This is a genomic window from Methanoculleus sp. UBA291 (assembly GCF_002499755.1).
GTDB lineage: Archaea > Halobacteriota > Methanomicrobia > Methanomicrobiales > Methanoculleaceae > Methanoculleus > Methanoculleus palmolei.
The window spans coordinates 93,738-110,956 of record NZ_DANC01000007.1 but is presented as its reverse complement, the minus strand read 5'-3'; the positions used below and the strand labels follow the sequence as shown (position 1 = coordinate 110,956).

The following is a 17,219-nucleotide window of genomic DNA, read 5'->3' as shown; positions in this document are numbered from 1 at the left end:
GAGAGGAGACGGGCCGCGACCAGCCCCCCGATGAGGGCGCTTGTGTTCGGCAGCACCTCGTCGGCCCGGGCCGAGACCTCCCTCATCAGGCGGCCCCTCGCCGCGGTGAGCCGCTCGATCTCCCCGGAGATGTCCGATAGACCGCCCCGTGCCCCATTCCGGATGATCCCGAGCATCTTCTTCGCCGGGAGAGACCGGTACTTCCGGGAGAACGACGGGTTCGTGACCTGGTACCACTCCGCAGCACGCTCCTGGAGCAGATTGACGACGTTGTCGAGTTCATCGAGCATCCTGACCATCTGGAGAAGCTCGACGTCCCGGCCCTGGTAGGAGCGGGAAACCTTCTCCCGGGCAAGGATGGTGCAGACGGAACGAAGCAGGGCGACGTACTCCTCCCGGGTCCGGACGACCCCGCAGTCCCGGGCAACCTCCCAGTCGATGGGGATGAAAGAGTCCATACCGGTGCGGAGCGCGGCCGCCCGCTCGGCGAGAGCGGCCGGATCGGTGCCGGCGGCCCGGCATCCTTCTTCATCGACGTCTCCGAACCAGTAGCGCTGTAGCATGGTTACGGTATTGGGAGTCAGTCGATATAAGAGAACCCCGACAGGGTCAGGCGAGGCTGAAGGAGTAGACCATCACCGGGACCATGATCGCCCCCATGCAGTAGACCCGGCGGATGTTGACCAGGGTCGGGACGTAGCCGACCACCGTCGCCAGGAGGAGGACGAAGACCCCGAACGGACCGCAGAGGATGAAGGAGAGGATGGCGACGAAGATGATGACGGCGTGGTTGAGTCTCGTGATGTTGATGCCCGAAAACCATCCGGCCGCACGCGAGAGGCGGATGGTCAGGAGGTAGGCGCCGACCGCGGCGATCGCACCGGATAGGAGGATGGCGGTCGCCGGCGGGATCTCTTCGAGCGCCGAGATCGCCGCCATGACACCGCTCCGTGTCCGCGATATGGCGTAAAACGCTGCAAGCCCGAGGAAGGCGTTCACGGTGTTCGCGGCGCTGGTTGCAAGGATGTATTCGCGCGGATTGGAGTCGTAGCCGACGACCGAGGTCAGGAGAGCGTTTGCCGTGGCGCTCGAGAGGCCAGGAAGCCAGCCGACAAGCGCCCCCGCGACCGAACCGAGGATGGAGCCACGCCGGAGAGCGCCCTCTGGAAGGTCGATCCCCGAGAAGTGCTGTACGGGCATTAACCCGTGCGATGCCTGGAGGAGGACCGCGATCCCGAAGAGCCCGGAGAGGAGGGGCATCAGCACCCCGGACTCACCGCCCGTCGGCCAGGCAAGGAACGAGTAGCCGAGAGAGAAGAGGCCAAGAACCCCCGAGACCGAGAAGACGGCGAGTGCCCACCCCGGCGACTCGGAGACGACGATGAGGTAGCCCGCAACCGCGAGGATGACGAGGCCGATGCCCCAGTCAATCGCCGGCTGGAGAGCGGGGAGGACCAGGACGAAGGCCAGCGCGAGCGGGAGGGAGAGAACAACGCCGACAGCGCTTCCGAGGGCCGATATCCGGACCGCCTCCTCCCCCCGCCCCTCGAGACAGAGGGCATGCGCCGGAAGGACCGCGAGGGAAGTATCGGCATCGGGGATGCCGAGGAACGTACCCGGGACGTTGTCGAGAAACGTATGCGTAACGAGGACGGAAAACATGGCCGAGGCAATGACCACCGGGTCGAACCAGACAAGGAGAAACGCCTGGAGCGAGAGAAGGACCCCTGCCACGGTGTTTGCATGGATGCCGGGAACGAGACCGCTCACGGCGCCGAACACGATGCCGACGACGGCGCCCAGTATGATACTGATGAGCACGCTGATCACCGGTCGGAGACGGAAGCGATAAATCAACCGGATTGAGCTCTCCGATACAGTCATATTCCGCCGTGACGAACGTTGTGACCATGAAGATCGCCATCACCCGGCTTGAAAACAAGGCGACGGGAGACCGCGCCCTCTGCGCTTCCTACGGCCATGACTGCTACACGGTCTCGCCGCTCCGGGCGGAACTGCGGACAGACAGGGTCGCCGCGTTCGTCGAAGATGTCCACCACGGCGAATTCGACTGCCTTTTCTTCTCAAGCGCCCTCCCGGCGGCGATCATCGGGCCGAGACTCGACCGGTGGCCCCGGGTGATCGCCATCGGACCGAAGACCGCCGAGGTCCTCCGGGAATCGGGGATCGAGGCCGAGGTCCTCCCCTCGTTCTACTCCCGGGACTTCGTCCCCTACCTCGGCGACTGGCTCCGGGGCCGGACGGTCGGAATCCCGCGGGCGGATGTCCCGAACCCGGGCCTCCTCGACGCAATAGCCCGGGCGGGCGGGACGGTTCGGGAGGAGCGGGTCTACGCGCTCGTCCCCACGGGAGCCGAACTCGTGCTTGAGGACGCCGACGCGGTCCTCTTCACAAGCGCCATGTCTTACCGGGAAGCACGGTGGCGGCCCCGCGACGGCCTCCTCCTCGTCGCCATCGGCGACGTCACCGCCGACGCGATGCGGGCCGGGGGACACCCTCCGGCGGTCGTCGGGGACGGGTCGCTCGCAGGAACCCTTGAGGCGCTGAACCGCTACCGGGAAGGCCGGTGAGACGGGTGACCGGTCAGGACCTCCCCATCCCGGAAGCCGGGATCGTCGTCGTCGACAAGCCCCGGGGGCCGAGCAGCCACCAGGTGACCGCCTGGGTCGGGAATATCCTCGGGCGGCGGGTGGGCCACGCCGGAACGCTCGACCCGCAGGTCTCCGGGGTGCTCATCGTCATGTTCGGCGCCGCCGTCAGACTCGCCCCGGTCCTCCTCTCGCACAACAAGGAGTACGTCTGTCTGATGCGACTCCACGGCGACGTATCCCGGGAGGCCGTGGACCGGGCGGCGGCGGAGTTCACCGGCCGGATATACCAGCGGCCCCCCAGAAAGAGCGCGGTGAAGCGCAGCCTCAGGATCAGGAAGATCCAGGAGATCGAGGTCCTGGATATGGAGGGCAGGCTCGTCCTCTTCCGGGTCAGATGCGACGCCGGGACCTACATCCGGACGCTCTGCGTTCACCTGGGCTACGCCCTCGGGGTCTGCGCCCACATGGAAGAACTCCGGAGGATACGCTCGGGACCATTCGACGAACGCGTCGCCGTCTCGCTCCACGAACTCGCCGATGCCGCTGCAGCAGCCCGGGCGGGCAATCCCGGGCCCCTCCGGGGAATGATCCGCCTCCCGGAAGCCGCCGTCCCCGACCTCCCGAAGGTCGTCGTCCGCGACACCGCGGTCGACGCCGTCTGCCACGGCGCGGTGCTCGCCGGGGTGGGGGTCACGGCAAAGGAAGGAGGGTTTGGAAAGGGCGAGACGGTCGCGATCATGACGGAGCGCGACGAGCTGGTGGGGCTCGGGAAGGCCCTCGTCGGTTCGTCGGCGCTGAAACCCGGAGAACCCGGGCTCGTCGTCGCCCCCACCGTCGTCCTGATGCAGCCCGGCACCTATCCCCGGGGATGGAAGAAACACGTAAAAGATGCCGGGGCGTAAGGGAAGGAAAAGCCCGCCGGGGAGATATTATTAATAGCGTATGTCGCCAACTACTGATGCACATTGTGCTGAGGTAGTCTAGACCGGTAGGGCGCGGGCCTGGAAAGCCCGTGGGGCGTTGAGCCCCTCGGGAGTTCAAATCTCCCCCTCAGCGTTTTTATCAAAAGAGTTTTATTCTTCCCTTAAAAAGTTCAATTTCGTTATTATGAACCTTAGGCATAGGTTCAACGGCCTCGTCACTTTGAGGCGACTGTAATTCTTGTCCAGCCAAACCAGGTCTGCGCGCCACTTTATCGATCGTGTCCCCCGCACGACTGGACAACAAGCCGCGCGAGATTTGCCATCTAGGTGAACAAAACCATCCGTCAAAAGTGTTTTTCGGGCCATACCAACTCAGCATTGACACGTACAAGGAGGGGGGGGGTCCCAATTTTAAGTGCCATTTTCCAAATTAATCTCTGTTATTATTACCCTGAGGGTTCAATTCAGGGCTTCTGGCTTATTGAAAGGACCACCCCGGCAGAGGGCCGAGCCTTTGCTAGTTTGCTCTTCCCTCGTTCAGTCAGGTCAATCAACCTGTTCGAGAGCAGCCTCGCGCAATAGCGCGAAATGGAACTTTCAGAAATTTGCAAGCGACTCGATATTCCTGCAATTGATGTAGGGCCAAAGTGCATTATATCCTGGAGAACTTCCAACTCCCGGTCTTGAAGTGGAGGGACGAGATACGGTAGGTCGATCTCAGAGTGTTGTCGACTCACGTCCGAATATGATGTTACTCGAGCAATCTTCGGCGCAGAACCTACAGATGCAATGGTCAGTGCAACCAAAATCTCACGAGGACCTCCGGAAAGATTCACAATGATCGATGCACCGGGTCTGTCATGGAGAGGGCCATTGATCGCCTCAATGCACGCTAGGACCATGCTAGGAAAATCGCTGTGGTCCAGTTGGATTTTTTTGACCGTGATGCGGGAATCGATCGCACGGATCATCTCTGTTAAACTCCTGAAGGCGCTCTCAGACCTCTCATCCACTTTATTCGACATCAATAGAGTGATCCCGTCTTCGGCTTCGATCCTGTACTTCACAATTAACGCGAGAACATGGGACGTATCGAAACCAAGTGGTGACACATACATTTTCATGCTACCACTTGTGTGCTGGTCCCATTTATCTTTCACTCATCTGCAAGATTACTGAAGTTTTGGCAAAATTATGCAATATAAGATCTGATACACGTACTATTGATTAATATACATGGACAGCGAGGCATTAGTATGCGCAGGGTAGATCTAACGCTCAGGACAGACCGATCATTCGAGATACCGGTTCACTCAGGCTATCAGATTTACTCTTCGCTACTGGGGCTCATGAAGGAATCCGACCCGAACGTGAGTCAGCGGGTCCACGATTCGACTACCACGGCGCTCTCGCTTGGAGACCTCCGTGGCCCCTTCCAATCGACCAGAAAACCCTACCGCAAGCAGGTGATTCCCCACGAACGCTATCGCCTTCAGATCGGGATCACCGACCCCCACGACGACGAGGTCTTTCGCCATCTGATCCTGCCTATTCTGACGGATCGGAAGGAACTCCCCCTACATCAGGGTTCTTTCTTCGTCGAGCAGATCAGAGACCAGATGGTATCTGTCGACGACCTCGTACAGCAGACACAGAGGTATGAACAACCGACACTGAGCTTCGATTTTTTGACCCCGACATGCATCCAGTATCGAAATTCGCGCGTCACGGAGATGTATCCTCACAGGATTGCCGTGTTCCATTCACTCCTTTCGAAATGGAACCTCCTCTCTCCGGCAGACCTTCGCATGGGTGTTTCCCGCGACGATTTCGGGCGTTACATCATCGAAAGACCTGACCTGCGCCAACTTACAACCTATAGTGTGCAGGTCAACACGATAATGGATCCCAAGAAAGGTCACCCCCGGCCGCTCTTCAGGCAGGGCTTCACCGGTCGATGCATCTATTTCTTCACATCAAATGCCCCGGAAGGATTTCGAAACGCTACCCTGCTCCTCGCCATGTTTGCCGAGTTTTCAGGTGTCGGATCAAGTGTTGCCCGCGGATGCGGGCAGGTGGATGTCACCATCCAGGACAGTGTTAATGAAGAATGATCCCTTAGGCCTGTTCTTCCAGGAACAGGTAAAGACGCTCTTCCAGAAGACCACAGGGAGGGCGATACCTCCCTCGTATAGCGCGCTTTCAGACTACTTCGCACTGGTTGATTCGGCAATCCGGATCTCTCCGTACGCCCTTCGTCCAGCAAAAAGCGCCGAGTACGGCAAGGTCGACCAGCCGATGCTGAACCATGTACGCAACGGCGTCTGGGCCATGGTCGAACTAAACCAATGTCTCTCTGAGATGGGGTCTGATCTCGCTCTCTCCCCGGACGAGTTGCGGGAAACCATCGCCCTCTTTGCCGTCCACGACCTCCACAAATGTGTCGGGAAGGACTGGAAGGAACAGTTTGACCTCTCGGCCGAGTATGTCCATATGGTCGCCGCAGAGTTCCGACTTATCGAGTATGCCCCTGCCTTGACTGCCAAAGACTACCAGTCCATTGCCGTCGCCCTCCACTCGACGCGCGGCTACCACGACGACCTCTCGCAGAAGGCCACAGATTACCTCCGGTGGATCAAACTCGCCGACACTCTGGCAAGTCTGGAGAGACCCCAGGTCTCCAATTCGATGCTTAAAGACCTCGACAACGTTGACCCCTCTCTTTCATTCTACTACCACCGATTCCAGGAGTCTACCGGCATCCTCTCAAATCTCGTGCACACCGGCATCGCCGAATGGGCGAAGAAAAAAGGCCTGCATCCTTTCCTCATCTTCGAGACAGGCGTCCTTTACGTCGGGCCGAAAGGAACCAACCTCGACGCTCCCGACCGCGAGACCCTGATCGAGATCTACCGGGAGTTCGAGCATGTCCTCAACTCCTGCCATGCAGCGATCTCAGATCCTGCCGAGTTCTCCAAGAGCATCGGGGTCCAGGGGAGCAAGGGGCTGTATTCGGTCGACAACGCCTCCTTCTTCTACTCGGGCATCCCGACCGTGATGAAGGGGTTCATGGCGGCGGCAGTCCTCAGGGAAGAATCAGAGAACACAGGTCAGATCGAGATCGATCTGGCACATCACAAACTCCTGGCCCGTAAAGCGGTACCTGAGATGCAACAACCCCCCCTGGATGTCATCGACATCCCGGCTTCGGCCATCTCCGAGATCAAAGTCGACGGGAGTGCGGTGAGACCTGGAGATGTGGAGATCCTCTGCCGCGCTCCTCCCCAGACCACATCGAAATCCCCCCTCGTCCCCGAGTCTGTCAGGCTTGATGGACGGTGGATCGAAGGGGCGGAGATCACAATCGTCGGACCAAGCCTCTTTGCAAGCCAGGTAGGGTACCGCCACCATATCCGGGAAGACTTTGGCATCGACATCGGCTGGGACGCCCGGATCATCTCTTATGCGCGGGCGATCGCAGGACTGAGAAAAGCAGTCATCGATCCCCTCACCGAGGCCCATGCTCTCCCCACCGACGACCCCATTCTTGAGACCTGCCGGCTCTTCCAGGTCGAGGAAGGCGTTGCGCACCGCATGGCGGAGTACGCCTTGGAGCATCATGGGAAGGATCATCATGCGGTCGGGGGGTTCTGGAACTATTCCTACGTGATCGCCCGGCTTCTGCTCGACTCCTCCCTCGATGGTGTCCGCTTCGCCGACCTCACCTCCGGTCGAAAGATCGCGTACCTCATATCATTGGTCGAGTCGTTTTTATCCGGTATTCCAGCTGAAACAATGGACGCTTTCAGAGCGCGCCTCCTCTATCCCTATCAGGACAAACTCCTTGTCTGGTTTGCCGAGAACCTCGATCTGAACGGATCAATGGCATTTAATGCATTTGAGAACAAAATCACCAAGTTTGACGCCTACTGTCGGGGGAGGGGGGTCTGCCATCTCACCGCAGCCACACCGTTCGACACTGAGGAAATGGTCCCGTCAAAGGATGTCAGCATGCTCGGGTATTCGTTCTCGAACCATGCTGTCCTCGGGGGAACTGAGCCAAAACTCTCGGTCTCAATACCGGTCGAGGTCGAACTCGGGCTCAGGAAGATCGGCCACCAGATCAAGAAGGGCGAGAATAAACTCTACTTCAGGCTGATCCCTGACTACTTCCACACGCCTCTTGTCGCCAAGATCTTCTCCTCTCTCCTGAGCCAGTTCAACGACGAGGCGATGACAAACATCAGGGCACTGGCGGTCGAAGCCCTGGACGGCTCTATTCCGGACCTCACAGCTCTGGTGCGAGAACTCTTCGCCGAGGCCGGCGGGCGGGGACTCTTCCGGTATACAGGTGCGGGCTTCATGGCCTTCGATCCGACCCTGTACACCACCTATGACATCGTCTTCAACAAAATGAAAGACAACGAGACTGAGTACTGGTTCTTCGGTGCGTATCTCGGGATGTTGCTTGCCACGACGACAGGGTGCCGGGTGGTGGTCGGTGAAAACCCGATCTGTATGACAGGCGGGGATGAATTCAGCGAAATGGTCCTGCTTGAAGCACCGCATGCGGCGGTAAAACGCATCTTTCATGATACGATCCCCCTGTCGAGACTCCCCCCAGACCTCCATGTTGCGTCTCTGGTCATCGCCCTCGGGTATGAGTACGCCCTGGAGGACAAGTGGTTCCCGAAACATCTGCAGACGCTCAGGAACCACCGGTGTCCGGGGAGCACCCTCCTCAAGGTGCTCTGGAGAAAGAACAGCGAGAGCGAGGGGCGGACCGGAGCCTTCATCAACCGCATCCGGGGCTACTCGAGGCAGTCAGATAAGAATGTCTACAACCAGCCCGTCAGGCTTCTCGAATGGGCGATCGAACTGGACCAGATTGCAGGTGATCCTATGACTATACAAACACTCCATGAACTTGCCCGACTCGGGATGGATGTTGCGATCCCGAGGGGGTTTGAACCGCATAAGAACGAGAGACCCTTCCGGGAATCGGTCCGGGCCATCCTCGCACGGGAGACACAGAAACTCCAGCGCGAAGATTACGTCGACGCGGTCACGGGCCGGTTGCTCAAGATGATGGAACGTGCCGGGAAAGACCAGTTCTTCCAGGTCAACCGGCGTAATTCCGATCATGTTGAGAAGACGCGGGCATTTGCCGAAGCGTTCGTTGATTACGTTTTTTACGAACTTTTCGACGGCAACGCCGGGAAGATGAAACGTGCGGAGAACGACCTCGCTGACGGGTTCTACGCGGCGACGCTCCAACTGCGCGAACAGCATTACCAAAGGGAAAATGCCGCACAGAGTACAGCCGTTGAAGAGAAAGAAATTGTAGAAGGAGGCAATTGACATGAGCGAAGATTCAATCCGGAGATTTGATGCAGCGATAAAAGACTACATCCTCGAAAAACCTGAGAAGAAGCCGAAGAACCGGTACGTGAACCTCCTGATCCTCCGTGAACTGCTCTCCGCGGCACGGTTCACCACCGATGGTACCGAGGCAAATTCGGCGATCATCCGCGTCGGAGATGCCGAGGAGACGGTCGGGAAACTCTTCGGCCGCAAGCAGGTGGCGAGCGACCGCCGCACCGCAAAGGCGGTCCAGCGAGCCCTGATCACGGACGAGATGAAGAAGAAAAAGGCCGACTGGGATGGGTGCTCGATGGAGGTTACCAAGATGTGCCAGCAGTGCCCTGAGTGCGCCCTCTTTGGTAGCGCCGCCTCGGAGGACAAGGTCAGCATGACCTCCCGCGTCATGTACGACGAGGCATACACGATACGGTCTCTGAGTACGGTCGTCGAAGAGTTCTTCCAGAACGCACCCGGCGACGCCTACGTGAAGAACCCAACACCCGGGATTCGTGAGCCCGACTTCTTCAAGGAAGGCGTGCTCTTCCCCTGCGTGGTGACCCTCAAAGACGTCACTCTCGAAGAGGTACTCTTCTTTATGAACATCACGGACCGGAACTCCCGGTACGGTGCCACAGGAACACGTTTCGGGAAGGTCAGGAATCACATCCTCGGTATCTACGCGGGCGGACGAGAAGGACCATCGAGTCTTGAGGTGACGCGCGAGATCGTCCTTGCCCTCGCTGGTGCGTCAGATCCGGATTCGATTCAGAAAGTGATGGCCGCCGACACATTGGACCTTGAAGCCGTGAAGGCGGCAACGATCACGGGCTATGAGACCCTAGCATCTCGCCACCGGATCGCCTACACGAAGGTTGACGAAGCAGCGGTCGCTGAGGTTCTCGACTCGATGAAGGAAGACGCAACGGTTGCATCCCTGCTCACGACTCAACTTGGAAAACTGGACGAATATCTTTACGTGCCCAAGAAGTGAGGCCATGTCCGCAACGATCGCAACCGCATCGCTGGCAGCGAATCAGGACGTGCAGATTTACGAGGGTATTCTGGAACTCATGGGCGAGCTCTTCTTTGCCACCCTTGAGCCAGGTAACCGGTACGTGACAAAGCCCCTGATCCTGAACACGGCGCTGTATTACGCCCTCGGCTATGCCCAGGGCTCCTATGTAAACCAGGCGACAGGTCGAAGGTCGAAGCGGCAACAACCGACCTACGTCGAGGACACAACGGCGCTTGCCGATGAGATCTATGTCTCAGTCGCCAGGCCGATAACCCCTCTCAGGTTCACCACTGAGAATGCCAACGCTCGCGGCGACGATTACATCCAGCGCAACCAGCCTGAAAAGCAGATTAACTCGCCGACAGGGAAGATCGGGACCAGGAAACAGATTCAGCCCGGCGCAAAGTTCCGTTTCTTTGTCCTGGCATTCGATGGCGTGACACCTGACCTCCCGGCTTACGTGCGGGTCGGAAAAAAACGGACCAAAGCCCTGATCACGTGGAGTCACCGACCGACCAGGCGGTGTTCTGGTTCATTCATGATGAACCATCCGGTCCTCGTTGACGACCTGGCCCGTATGCCGATCGGAGACATCCGTTTCTCAAGGATGATCCCGTTTGACGTGATCGAGCAGGGGCGATTCGAGGGGCTGTACTGTGCGTTCACCTGCACCGATGGTGAGAAGGTCTGTCTCCCGGCCGACCTGCAGTTTCTCCGGCGGTGGCGGGCATGATCGTCGAGGGGCTCGCCCTGCCGCGGTATGATGCAGAACCGCTGGTCGGGGATATGCCCCCCTTCGGTCATCAGGTGATTTCAAGGGAGACCATCGCGGCGCAGGATGAGTTTTATCTGGCGCTCACGGCCCCCACAGGGTCAGGAAAAACCAATGCCTGGGCCGTGCCCGCCCTTACTGGCGACCGCCTCGGTGTGGTCTTTGCCCTGTACCCGACCAACGCTCTGGCCCGTGACCAGTACAGGTCTCTGTGCCGCCTCCGCGACCATCTGAACCCCTCAAAACCCGTGGAGTATCTTGACGCTGAGTGCCTTGGCCTGAAAAGAGACGACTACGACTACCATATGACGAAGGGCGATGTGCTGGAGCGGATCGTCAGGACAATGAAGCGGTCCGGCGGGATCATCATCACCAACCCTGACATCTTCATCTATGGGTTGAAAGGCTACTTTTCCAACCACTATCTCGCGTCGGTTCTGAAGAACATGGTCTCGACGGTGGTCTTCGACGAGTTTCATCTCTTCGACCTGAAACAGACCGACATGATCTTCTTCCTCCTCGACGAGATTTCATCCTACGATTCGACACAGATGAAGCGTTTTATCTTTCTTTCGGCAACGCCGAACGAGCGTGCGCTTGCTAAAATCCGGGACGTCATGCACGGCAACCTTGTAATCGCCGGTCCGCGGTGCGACCGGCCGGTCGTCGACGAGGTGCCGGTGATGCCCGAGGTGGATCTTCGCTTTATCCGGGGGAGGCGGTTCGACGTGGGGGAGGCGGTCCTTGCAGACATCGACCGTCTCATGGAGTTCTGCACTGGGTGCAGGACGGCGGTCATCCTCGACAGTCCGGCGGAAGTCTGGATGGTGGCCGACTTCCTGCAGGAGCATACAAACCTCCGCATCTGCGAGATGAGCGGGTATCACCGCGGTTCGATGGACGAACCTTTCGATGTGCTTGTCGGGAACAAGGCGGTCGAGGTCGGGATCGACTTCAAGGGGGAGACAGCGATCCAGCGCTTGATCTTCTCGGCCCACAGCCTCAGCGAGTTCCTGCAGAGGTTCGGCCGACTCAGGAACCCTGAGCCTGGGGTCGCTTATCAGGCGATCTGCTACGCACCGCGCGAAACGGTCGATCACTTCTCGTCGGTTGAACGGGTGTCGCGGTCCGACCTTGAGGCGGAGCTCCGTATGACGATGCGAGACCCGAGGGTGGCGCAGAGTTTCAGCTGGCGCTACGGCTACTTGGAAGCCTGGGAGCATATCTGCAAACATGCGACCGGGATCGGGACCCGCGAAGCCAGAGCAAAGATCAGCAGCAAGGGACACCAAGCTCTCACCGGCGGCGTGCCGTCAGATCGGCGGGATAAGGTGATGGCAGAGGGGTGTGGTCGCCTCTATCACCATTATTTCGAGGGTACCGGGATCACTCCAGAGGAAATGTTCCTGCGTCCTGGCCTTGTACCGCTTGAAAACTACACGCAGGGCGATGTCCCCTTCCTTGACCTGATCGACGAACTGGTCAGTTTCCGGGGGAAGGGGATGGACCTTGCCTATCTCGACACGACCGACGGGAGGTCAGGGACCTACGACCTCTTCTTCCTTCTCCGCTGGACCGACCTGGAGGTCGTGACTCGTGAAGAGTTCATGCGGGCTCTTCCGGAGGAGCGCCGGTCATGGGGCCGCGAAGTCGCGGAGCGGGTAGTGGGGTATGTCTTTGTGCGCGGCAGAGTCAAGAGTCCACGGATGGTGAAGATGGAAGGGATAAAGTTCCAAGAGATGGAACGGCTTGATCAGGATCGCTTGCCGCAAGTTATCTTCAACATCGGACCGTACGTGCGGAGCCGTGACCCAGCAGTCCCTGTTCTCGACATCAACGCCATCAATAAAGTAATCAAAAAGAAGGGTGTGTTCTGCCGGTACTTCGCGCACAATGGGTATGTTGCCCAGGAACTCTTCGACCTCGACGACTATCTCAAACTGGTCCCGTTCAAGGATGGAAGCCTCGCACTCAACCTCGATGCACTGTATGCCGACTGTGCCGCCTTCGAACATCAGATCCGGTGAGGAAGGTGAGCAATGACCGGTGATCTCGTCAACATCTCAGACCTCAACCAGTATCTCTACTGCCCCCGTCGTCTCTATTACCTGATGTTCTTCCAGACACAGGGGTTGAACGTCTACCTTGCCGACGGCCGGGCCCTCCACCATCGCCAGAGCCGGCGGGGCGGGTGGTACCGGGAGGTCTATCTCCGTTCTGAAGGTCTTCACATGCATGGAAAGATCGATATTGTTGAGAAGACTGGCGATGTTATCGTCCCGGTCGAGCGCAAGCATGGTTCGAGATATTACGAGAACGATCTGGTCCAATTGGCGGCGTACGCCCTGTTGCTGGAGGAATATCTAGGGGAACGGGTGCCGATAGGATACCTGTATCTCTACGAGACCAACGCACGGCATCCAATAGAGATCACCGATCTACTCCGGGAGAAGGTGATGAAGACGGTTGAGGAGATACGGTCCATGAGGGTTGACGAGATCCCGCCATTCGCGGATAATCCAAACAAATGCAGGAAGTGCAGTGCGGTCACCTACTGTATGCCCTATGAGGCACGCCTGCTGGAGGAAGCTTAGGTTATGTCAGAATCGGATCGCGCGGCGGATGGCGCCGAGGCATTCAGAGTGGTGAAGACATCCGAGGGAATGTTTAACGATGACGTGGTCTATGTCGCGGCACAGAAGAGCCGTGTCAGGGCAGAGGAAAGCAGGATCACGGTGACACCTTGGGGTGAAAAGGACGTTTTGGTTTCATTCCCAATAGAAAAGGTGAGGACGATCAACGTCTTCGGGAGCGTATCGGTCTCCTCTTCGGTTCTCACGAAGTGTCGGGAGCGGGGCATGGCCGTGAACTACTTCACATATTACGGACGGTACGAGGGAAGCTTTGTCCCGGTACACAATACCATCGCCGAGGTTCGCCGCCGCCAGTATGACTGTACAGGCATCCGGGCCCTCAAGATTGCCCGTGCCATTATCGGCGGCAAGATCAGGAATTCCCGGACTCTTCTCTCCAGAAAGCATGTCCCTCCCCCTGGGAGATTGAAGGAACTGGAACAGAGTGCCGCGGATGCAAAGGATATCGGTGCGCTTCGCAGTATAGAGGGGGAAGCCGCCGGAATCTACTTTGCGGCCCTGAACGAATGCCTTATAGAGGGCTGGACATTTGAAAAAAGAACACGTAGACCTCCGGAAGATCATATCAATGCCCTTCTCTCTCTGACCTATACAATGGTCATGAACGAGGTCATCTCAGCCCTGCGGCAGTATAACCTCGATCCCTTCCTTGGAGTGATGCATACGGATCGTCATGGGAGACCGGCCCTTGCTCTGGACCTCCTGGAGGAGTTCAGGCCGATCTTTTGTGACGCGTTCGCTCTGAGGCTGGTGAATCAGAGAATTCTCACGCATGATGATTTCAAGGAGGACAACCACCTGAAAGACGCATCCTTTAAAAAATATCTCTCCTTATACGACTCCTATATGAAAGAGAAGTTCAGACATCCGGGCTTCAAGTATCAGGTGTCTCGAAGGCAGGCGATAGTCATGCAGGCGATACTTTTCAGGAAGGCGATTACGGGAGAGATGAAAGTCTATCATCCTCTTGCTTTCATGAGGTGATGCATGTGCGGCTGGTGGTGACCTATGATATTTCAAAAGACAAGATCAGAAATCGGGTGTTCAGGATTCTTGAGGGATATGGTGCATGGAAGCAATATAGCATCTTTGAACTTGAGATCACGGATGTGCAGAGGGTTCAGATGGAGGAAAAGATCAGGGGGGTCATCGGGCCTCACGACAGAGTGCGGATCTACGAACTATGCACCCGATGTATTGGAAAGATAAAGGAACTCGGGGAGCAGTCGCCGGAATCGCTCTCCAATGTGGTGTAAGCAAAAGATTAATTTCTCTCTATGATGAGACATCTTAGTGATCATGCCTGTTAATATAGGCAGGGTACGCCATTCGTCTATGACTTGATCGTCTCCGTTCGGTGCCATGCATGACTTTGTTTGGATTTTGCAGGCAAAATAGGGGGCGGTCTCAGCTGATGAGAAAACCCGATAGGGATTGAAACTATCCCGACGGTAGAGTGCCGCTCCTGGCTGTTGATGTCTCAGCTGATGAGAAAACCCGATAGGGATTGAAACGATGCGACGAAACTCCCGGACGCGCCGAACATCGTGTCTCAGCTGATGAGAAAACCCGATAGGGATTGAAACCTGATGTCTATGCCGACGAGGCTTCGTATGCCAAGTCTCAGCTGATGAGAAAACCCGATAGGGATTGAAACGCGATACCCCTTCCGGGGGGGGGCTAGCCCCCCCGTCTCAGCTGATGAGAAAACCCGATAGGGATTGAAACACAGAGCTTCACGAACTCATCCCCAACCCTCTTAAGTCTCAGCTGATGAGAAAACCCGATAGGGATTGAAACGTGAGCTTCAGCCGTCCCCGGGGGTGGCGGTGGTGGTCTCAGCTGATGAGAAAACCCGATAGGGATTGAAACCGGGTTCTCCCCGGAGAGGCGCATTCTGAGCCCGGCGTCTCAGCTGATGAGAAAACCCGATAGGGATTGAAACTCATACGCGCGAGCCACGTATTGACGGAATAATACGTCTCAGCTGATGAGAAAACCCGATAGGGATTGAAACCTCAGTCTCCGCCACCAGCGGGCCGACCTGCTGCCGTCTCAGCTGATGAGAAAACCCGATAGGGATTGAAACTTGTTTATCCCATTACACGCATTGCATCTGCTATTGTCTCAGCTGATGAGAAAACCCGATAGGGATTGAAACGAGGCGACCGCTCGCTATCAACTTACGCATGCCGGGTCTCAGCTGATGAGAAAACCCGATAGGGATTGAAACAACATATCTTTTTTGAGTATGATGAGTCTGCTGAAGTCTCAGCTGATGAGAAAACCCGATAGGGATTGAAACACCCCGGGACCAGTCCGGCCTCCGAGCCGATCTGCGGTCTCAGCTGATGAGAAAACCCGATAGGGATTGAAACATATTCTCCGCCACCCCCCCATAGGTATAAATACAGTCTCAGCTGATGAGAAAACCCGATAGGGATTGAAACTATCTGCGTTTTCACTAAAAGAGGGGGGATTTGCTGTCTCAGCTGATGAGAAAACCCGATAGGGATTGAAACCTCGTTGCACCCCTCACACCGGTGCCGGTCCCGGCGTCTCAGCTGATGAGAAAACCCGATAGGGATTGAAACTCCATTCAGTGGTTCTATCCCACTGGCAGTCATCAAGTCTCAGCTGATGAGAAAACCCGATAGGGATTGAAACTTTTGAGGAATATGAACGGTTATCACTACGAGAAGAGTCTCAGCTGATGAGAAAACCCGATAGGGATTGAAACAATACTGTGGTACTCATATATTTGATATTATAGTTAGGTCTCAGCTGATGAGAAAACCCGATAGGGATTGAAACGGAGATTATAATCGTTACGACTGGAAAACAGATAGGTCTCAGCTGATGAGAAAACCCGATAGGGATTGAAACCTGGACTGGTGCGAATACTTCCACCAGAAGGAAGAGTCTCAGCTGATGAGAAAACCCGATAGGGATTGAAACTGCTCCTCCTGCGGGCAGAAGAGGCGGGAGAGAAGTCTCAGCTGATGAGAAAACCCGATAGGGATTGAAACTAGGCGGTTGACCGGTACCAGTTCCATGTTTTCTCTGTCTCAGCTGATGAGAAAACCCGATAGGGATTGAAACTTCCTGTAACCATTCGAGAACAGAATAATCAGTAGGTCTCAGCTGATGAGAAAACCCGATAGGGATTGAAACCAGAATACTCATCCCCTCCACCAGGTAGGTGGACTGTCTCAGCTGATGAGAAAACCCGATAGGGATTGAAACCTGGATTGTTTCTTCTTACTCAAGGCCAAAGAATGTCTCAGCTGATGAGAAAACCCGATAGGGATTGAAACTCCCTTATACGCGTACAGTCAGTTTAACAAATACAGTCTCAGCTGATGAGAAAACCCGATAGGGATTGAAACCCATTCAGTTAAGCACAGACAATGGTTCTACCTGGGGTCTCAGCTGATGAGAAAACCCGATAGGGATTGAAACTTCATCAACTCGATGGTAATGCTTGAGCGTAAGCGGTCTCAGCTGATGAGAAAACCCGATAGGGATTGAAACATTGATGATCAGGGGCGGTCCTCCCTGGTCTGGTCGTCTCAGCTGATGAGAAAACCCGATAGGGATTGAAACATCTTCCCCGGCCTTCCCTGCCGGATCTACCCAACGTCTCAGCTGATGAGAAAACCCGATAGGGATTGAAACTGGGCTCCTCCGCGAGAGGGCAAGACATATTTCTGGTCTCAGCTGATGAGAAAACCCGATAGGGATTGAAACATCCCCAATCAATACAGTGAATCCTACCTCTACATGTCTCAGCTGATGAGAAAACCCGATAGGGATTGAAACATTGAACGTGGTATTCACAGGGGTTTTGTTAAATATGGTCTCAGCTGATGAGAAAAC

At 56.7% G+C, this 17,219-nt stretch carries 13 protein-coding genes, 1 tRNA gene and 1 CRISPR repeat array; of the genes, 11 read left to right on the top strand and 3 right to left on the bottom strand.

The annotated features are described in order from the left end of the window. Together BP737_RS02050 and BP737_RS02045 are read right to left on the bottom strand one after the other, a co-directional pair. On the bottom strand, positions 1-563 hold a 563-nt coding region (locus BP737_RS02050), incomplete at its 3' end, for an RNA-processing protein (protein ID WP_342685846.1). Between the two features lie 46 nt (positions 564-609). Further along, positions 610-1,821, bottom strand: coding sequence for a tripartite tricarboxylate transporter permease (locus BP737_RS02045; RefSeq protein ID WP_342685845.1), 1,212 nt, complete (start codon positions 1,819-1,821; stop codon positions 610-612). 89 nt (positions 1,822-1,910) lie between these two features. Here BP737_RS02045 and BP737_RS02040 point away from each other — a divergent pair, with 89 nt between their 5' ends. From BP737_RS02040 to BP737_RS02030, 3 genes are all read left to right on the top strand, one after another. Next, the gene (locus BP737_RS02040; RefSeq protein ID WP_292410770.1) at positions 1,911-2,591 is read left to right on the top strand and encodes a uroporphyrinogen-III synthase; all 681 of its coding nucleotides are present in this window, start codon (positions 1,911-1,913) and stop codon (positions 2,589-2,591) included. A 5-nt stretch (positions 2,592-2,596) separates the two neighbouring features. Beyond that, positions 2,597-3,514, top strand: a complete 918-nt coding sequence (locus BP737_RS02035) for an RNA-guided pseudouridylation complex pseudouridine synthase subunit Cbf5 (RefSeq protein WP_342685844.1) — start codon at positions 2,597-2,599, stop codon at positions 3,512-3,514. A 67-nt stretch (positions 3,515-3,581) separates the two neighbouring features. Further along, a tRNA-Ser gene (locus tag BP737_RS02030) sits at positions 3,582-3,668 on the top strand. 331 nt (positions 3,669-3,999) lie between these two features. On the opposite strand, the gene csa3 is transcribed toward BP737_RS02030, so the two are convergent. Continuing rightward, positions 4,000-4,659 (bottom strand): CRISPR-associated CARF protein Csa3, encoded by a 660-nt coding sequence (gene csa3, locus BP737_RS02025; RefSeq protein WP_292410771.1) that lies wholly within the window; start codon positions 4,657-4,659, stop codon positions 4,000-4,002. 132 nt (positions 4,660-4,791) lie between these two features. On the opposite strand from csa3, the gene cas6 reads away from it, so the two are divergent. The 8 genes from cas6 to cas2 are packed head-to-tail and all read left to right on the top strand — an operon-like array spanning position 4,792 to position 14,596. Continuing rightward, positions 4,792-5,649, top strand: coding sequence for a CRISPR system precrRNA processing endoribonuclease RAMP protein Cas6 (cas6, locus tag BP737_RS02020; protein WP_292410772.1), 858 nt, complete (start codon positions 4,792-4,794; stop codon positions 5,647-5,649). Continuing rightward, positions 5,639-8,896 (top strand): type I-D CRISPR-associated protein Cas10d/Csc3, encoded by a 3,258-nt coding sequence (cas10d, locus tag BP737_RS02015; protein ID WP_292410773.1) that lies wholly within the window; start codon positions 5,639-5,641, stop codon positions 8,894-8,896. Before cas6 ends, cas10d begins: the two co-directional genes overlap by 11 nt. A 1-nt stretch (position 8,897) precedes the next feature. Further along, positions 8,898-9,890 (top strand): type I-D CRISPR-associated protein Cas7/Csc2, encoded by a 993-nt coding sequence (gene cas7d / locus BP737_RS02010; protein ID WP_292410774.1) that lies wholly within the window; start codon positions 8,898-8,900, stop codon positions 9,888-9,890. Positions 9,891-9,894: 4 nt separating this feature from the next. Further along, on the top strand, positions 9,895-10,647 hold the full coding sequence (gene cas5d, locus BP737_RS02005; protein ID WP_292410775.1) for a type I-D CRISPR-associated protein Cas5/Csc1: 753 nt from the start codon (positions 9,895-9,897) through the stop codon (positions 10,645-10,647). Then, positions 10,644-12,713 carry a type I-D CRISPR-associated helicase Cas3' gene (gene cas3 / locus BP737_RS02000; RefSeq protein WP_292410776.1) on the top strand — a complete coding sequence of 690 codons (2,070 nt, stop codon included), beginning with the start codon at positions 10,644-10,646 and terminating at the stop codon, positions 12,711-12,713. Before cas5d ends, cas3 begins: the two co-directional genes overlap by 4 nt. Positions 12,714-12,725: 12 nt before the next feature. Beyond that, positions 12,726-13,280, top strand: a complete 555-nt coding sequence (cas4, locus tag BP737_RS01995) for a CRISPR-associated protein Cas4 (RefSeq protein WP_292410777.1) — start codon at positions 12,726-12,728, stop codon at positions 13,278-13,280. Between the two features lie 3 nt (positions 13,281-13,283). Beyond that, positions 13,284-14,324: a CRISPR-associated endonuclease Cas1 gene (gene cas1, locus BP737_RS01990; protein WP_292410778.1), complete on the top strand. Its 1,041-nt coding sequence runs from the start codon at positions 13,284-13,286 to the stop codon at positions 14,322-14,324. Beyond that, positions 14,324-14,596, top strand: a complete 273-nt coding sequence (cas2, locus tag BP737_RS01985; RefSeq protein WP_342685843.1) for a CRISPR-associated endonuclease Cas2 — start codon at positions 14,324-14,326, stop codon at positions 14,594-14,596. The genes cas1 and cas2 overlap by 1 nt, the downstream gene beginning before the upstream one ends. 148 nt (positions 14,597-14,744) lie before the next feature. Beyond that, positions 14,745-17,162: a CRISPR direct-repeat array (repeat unit 37 nt; unit sequence GTCTCAGCTGATGAGAAAACCCGATAGGGATTGAAAC). Between the last annotated feature and the right edge of the window lie 57 nt (positions 17,163-17,219).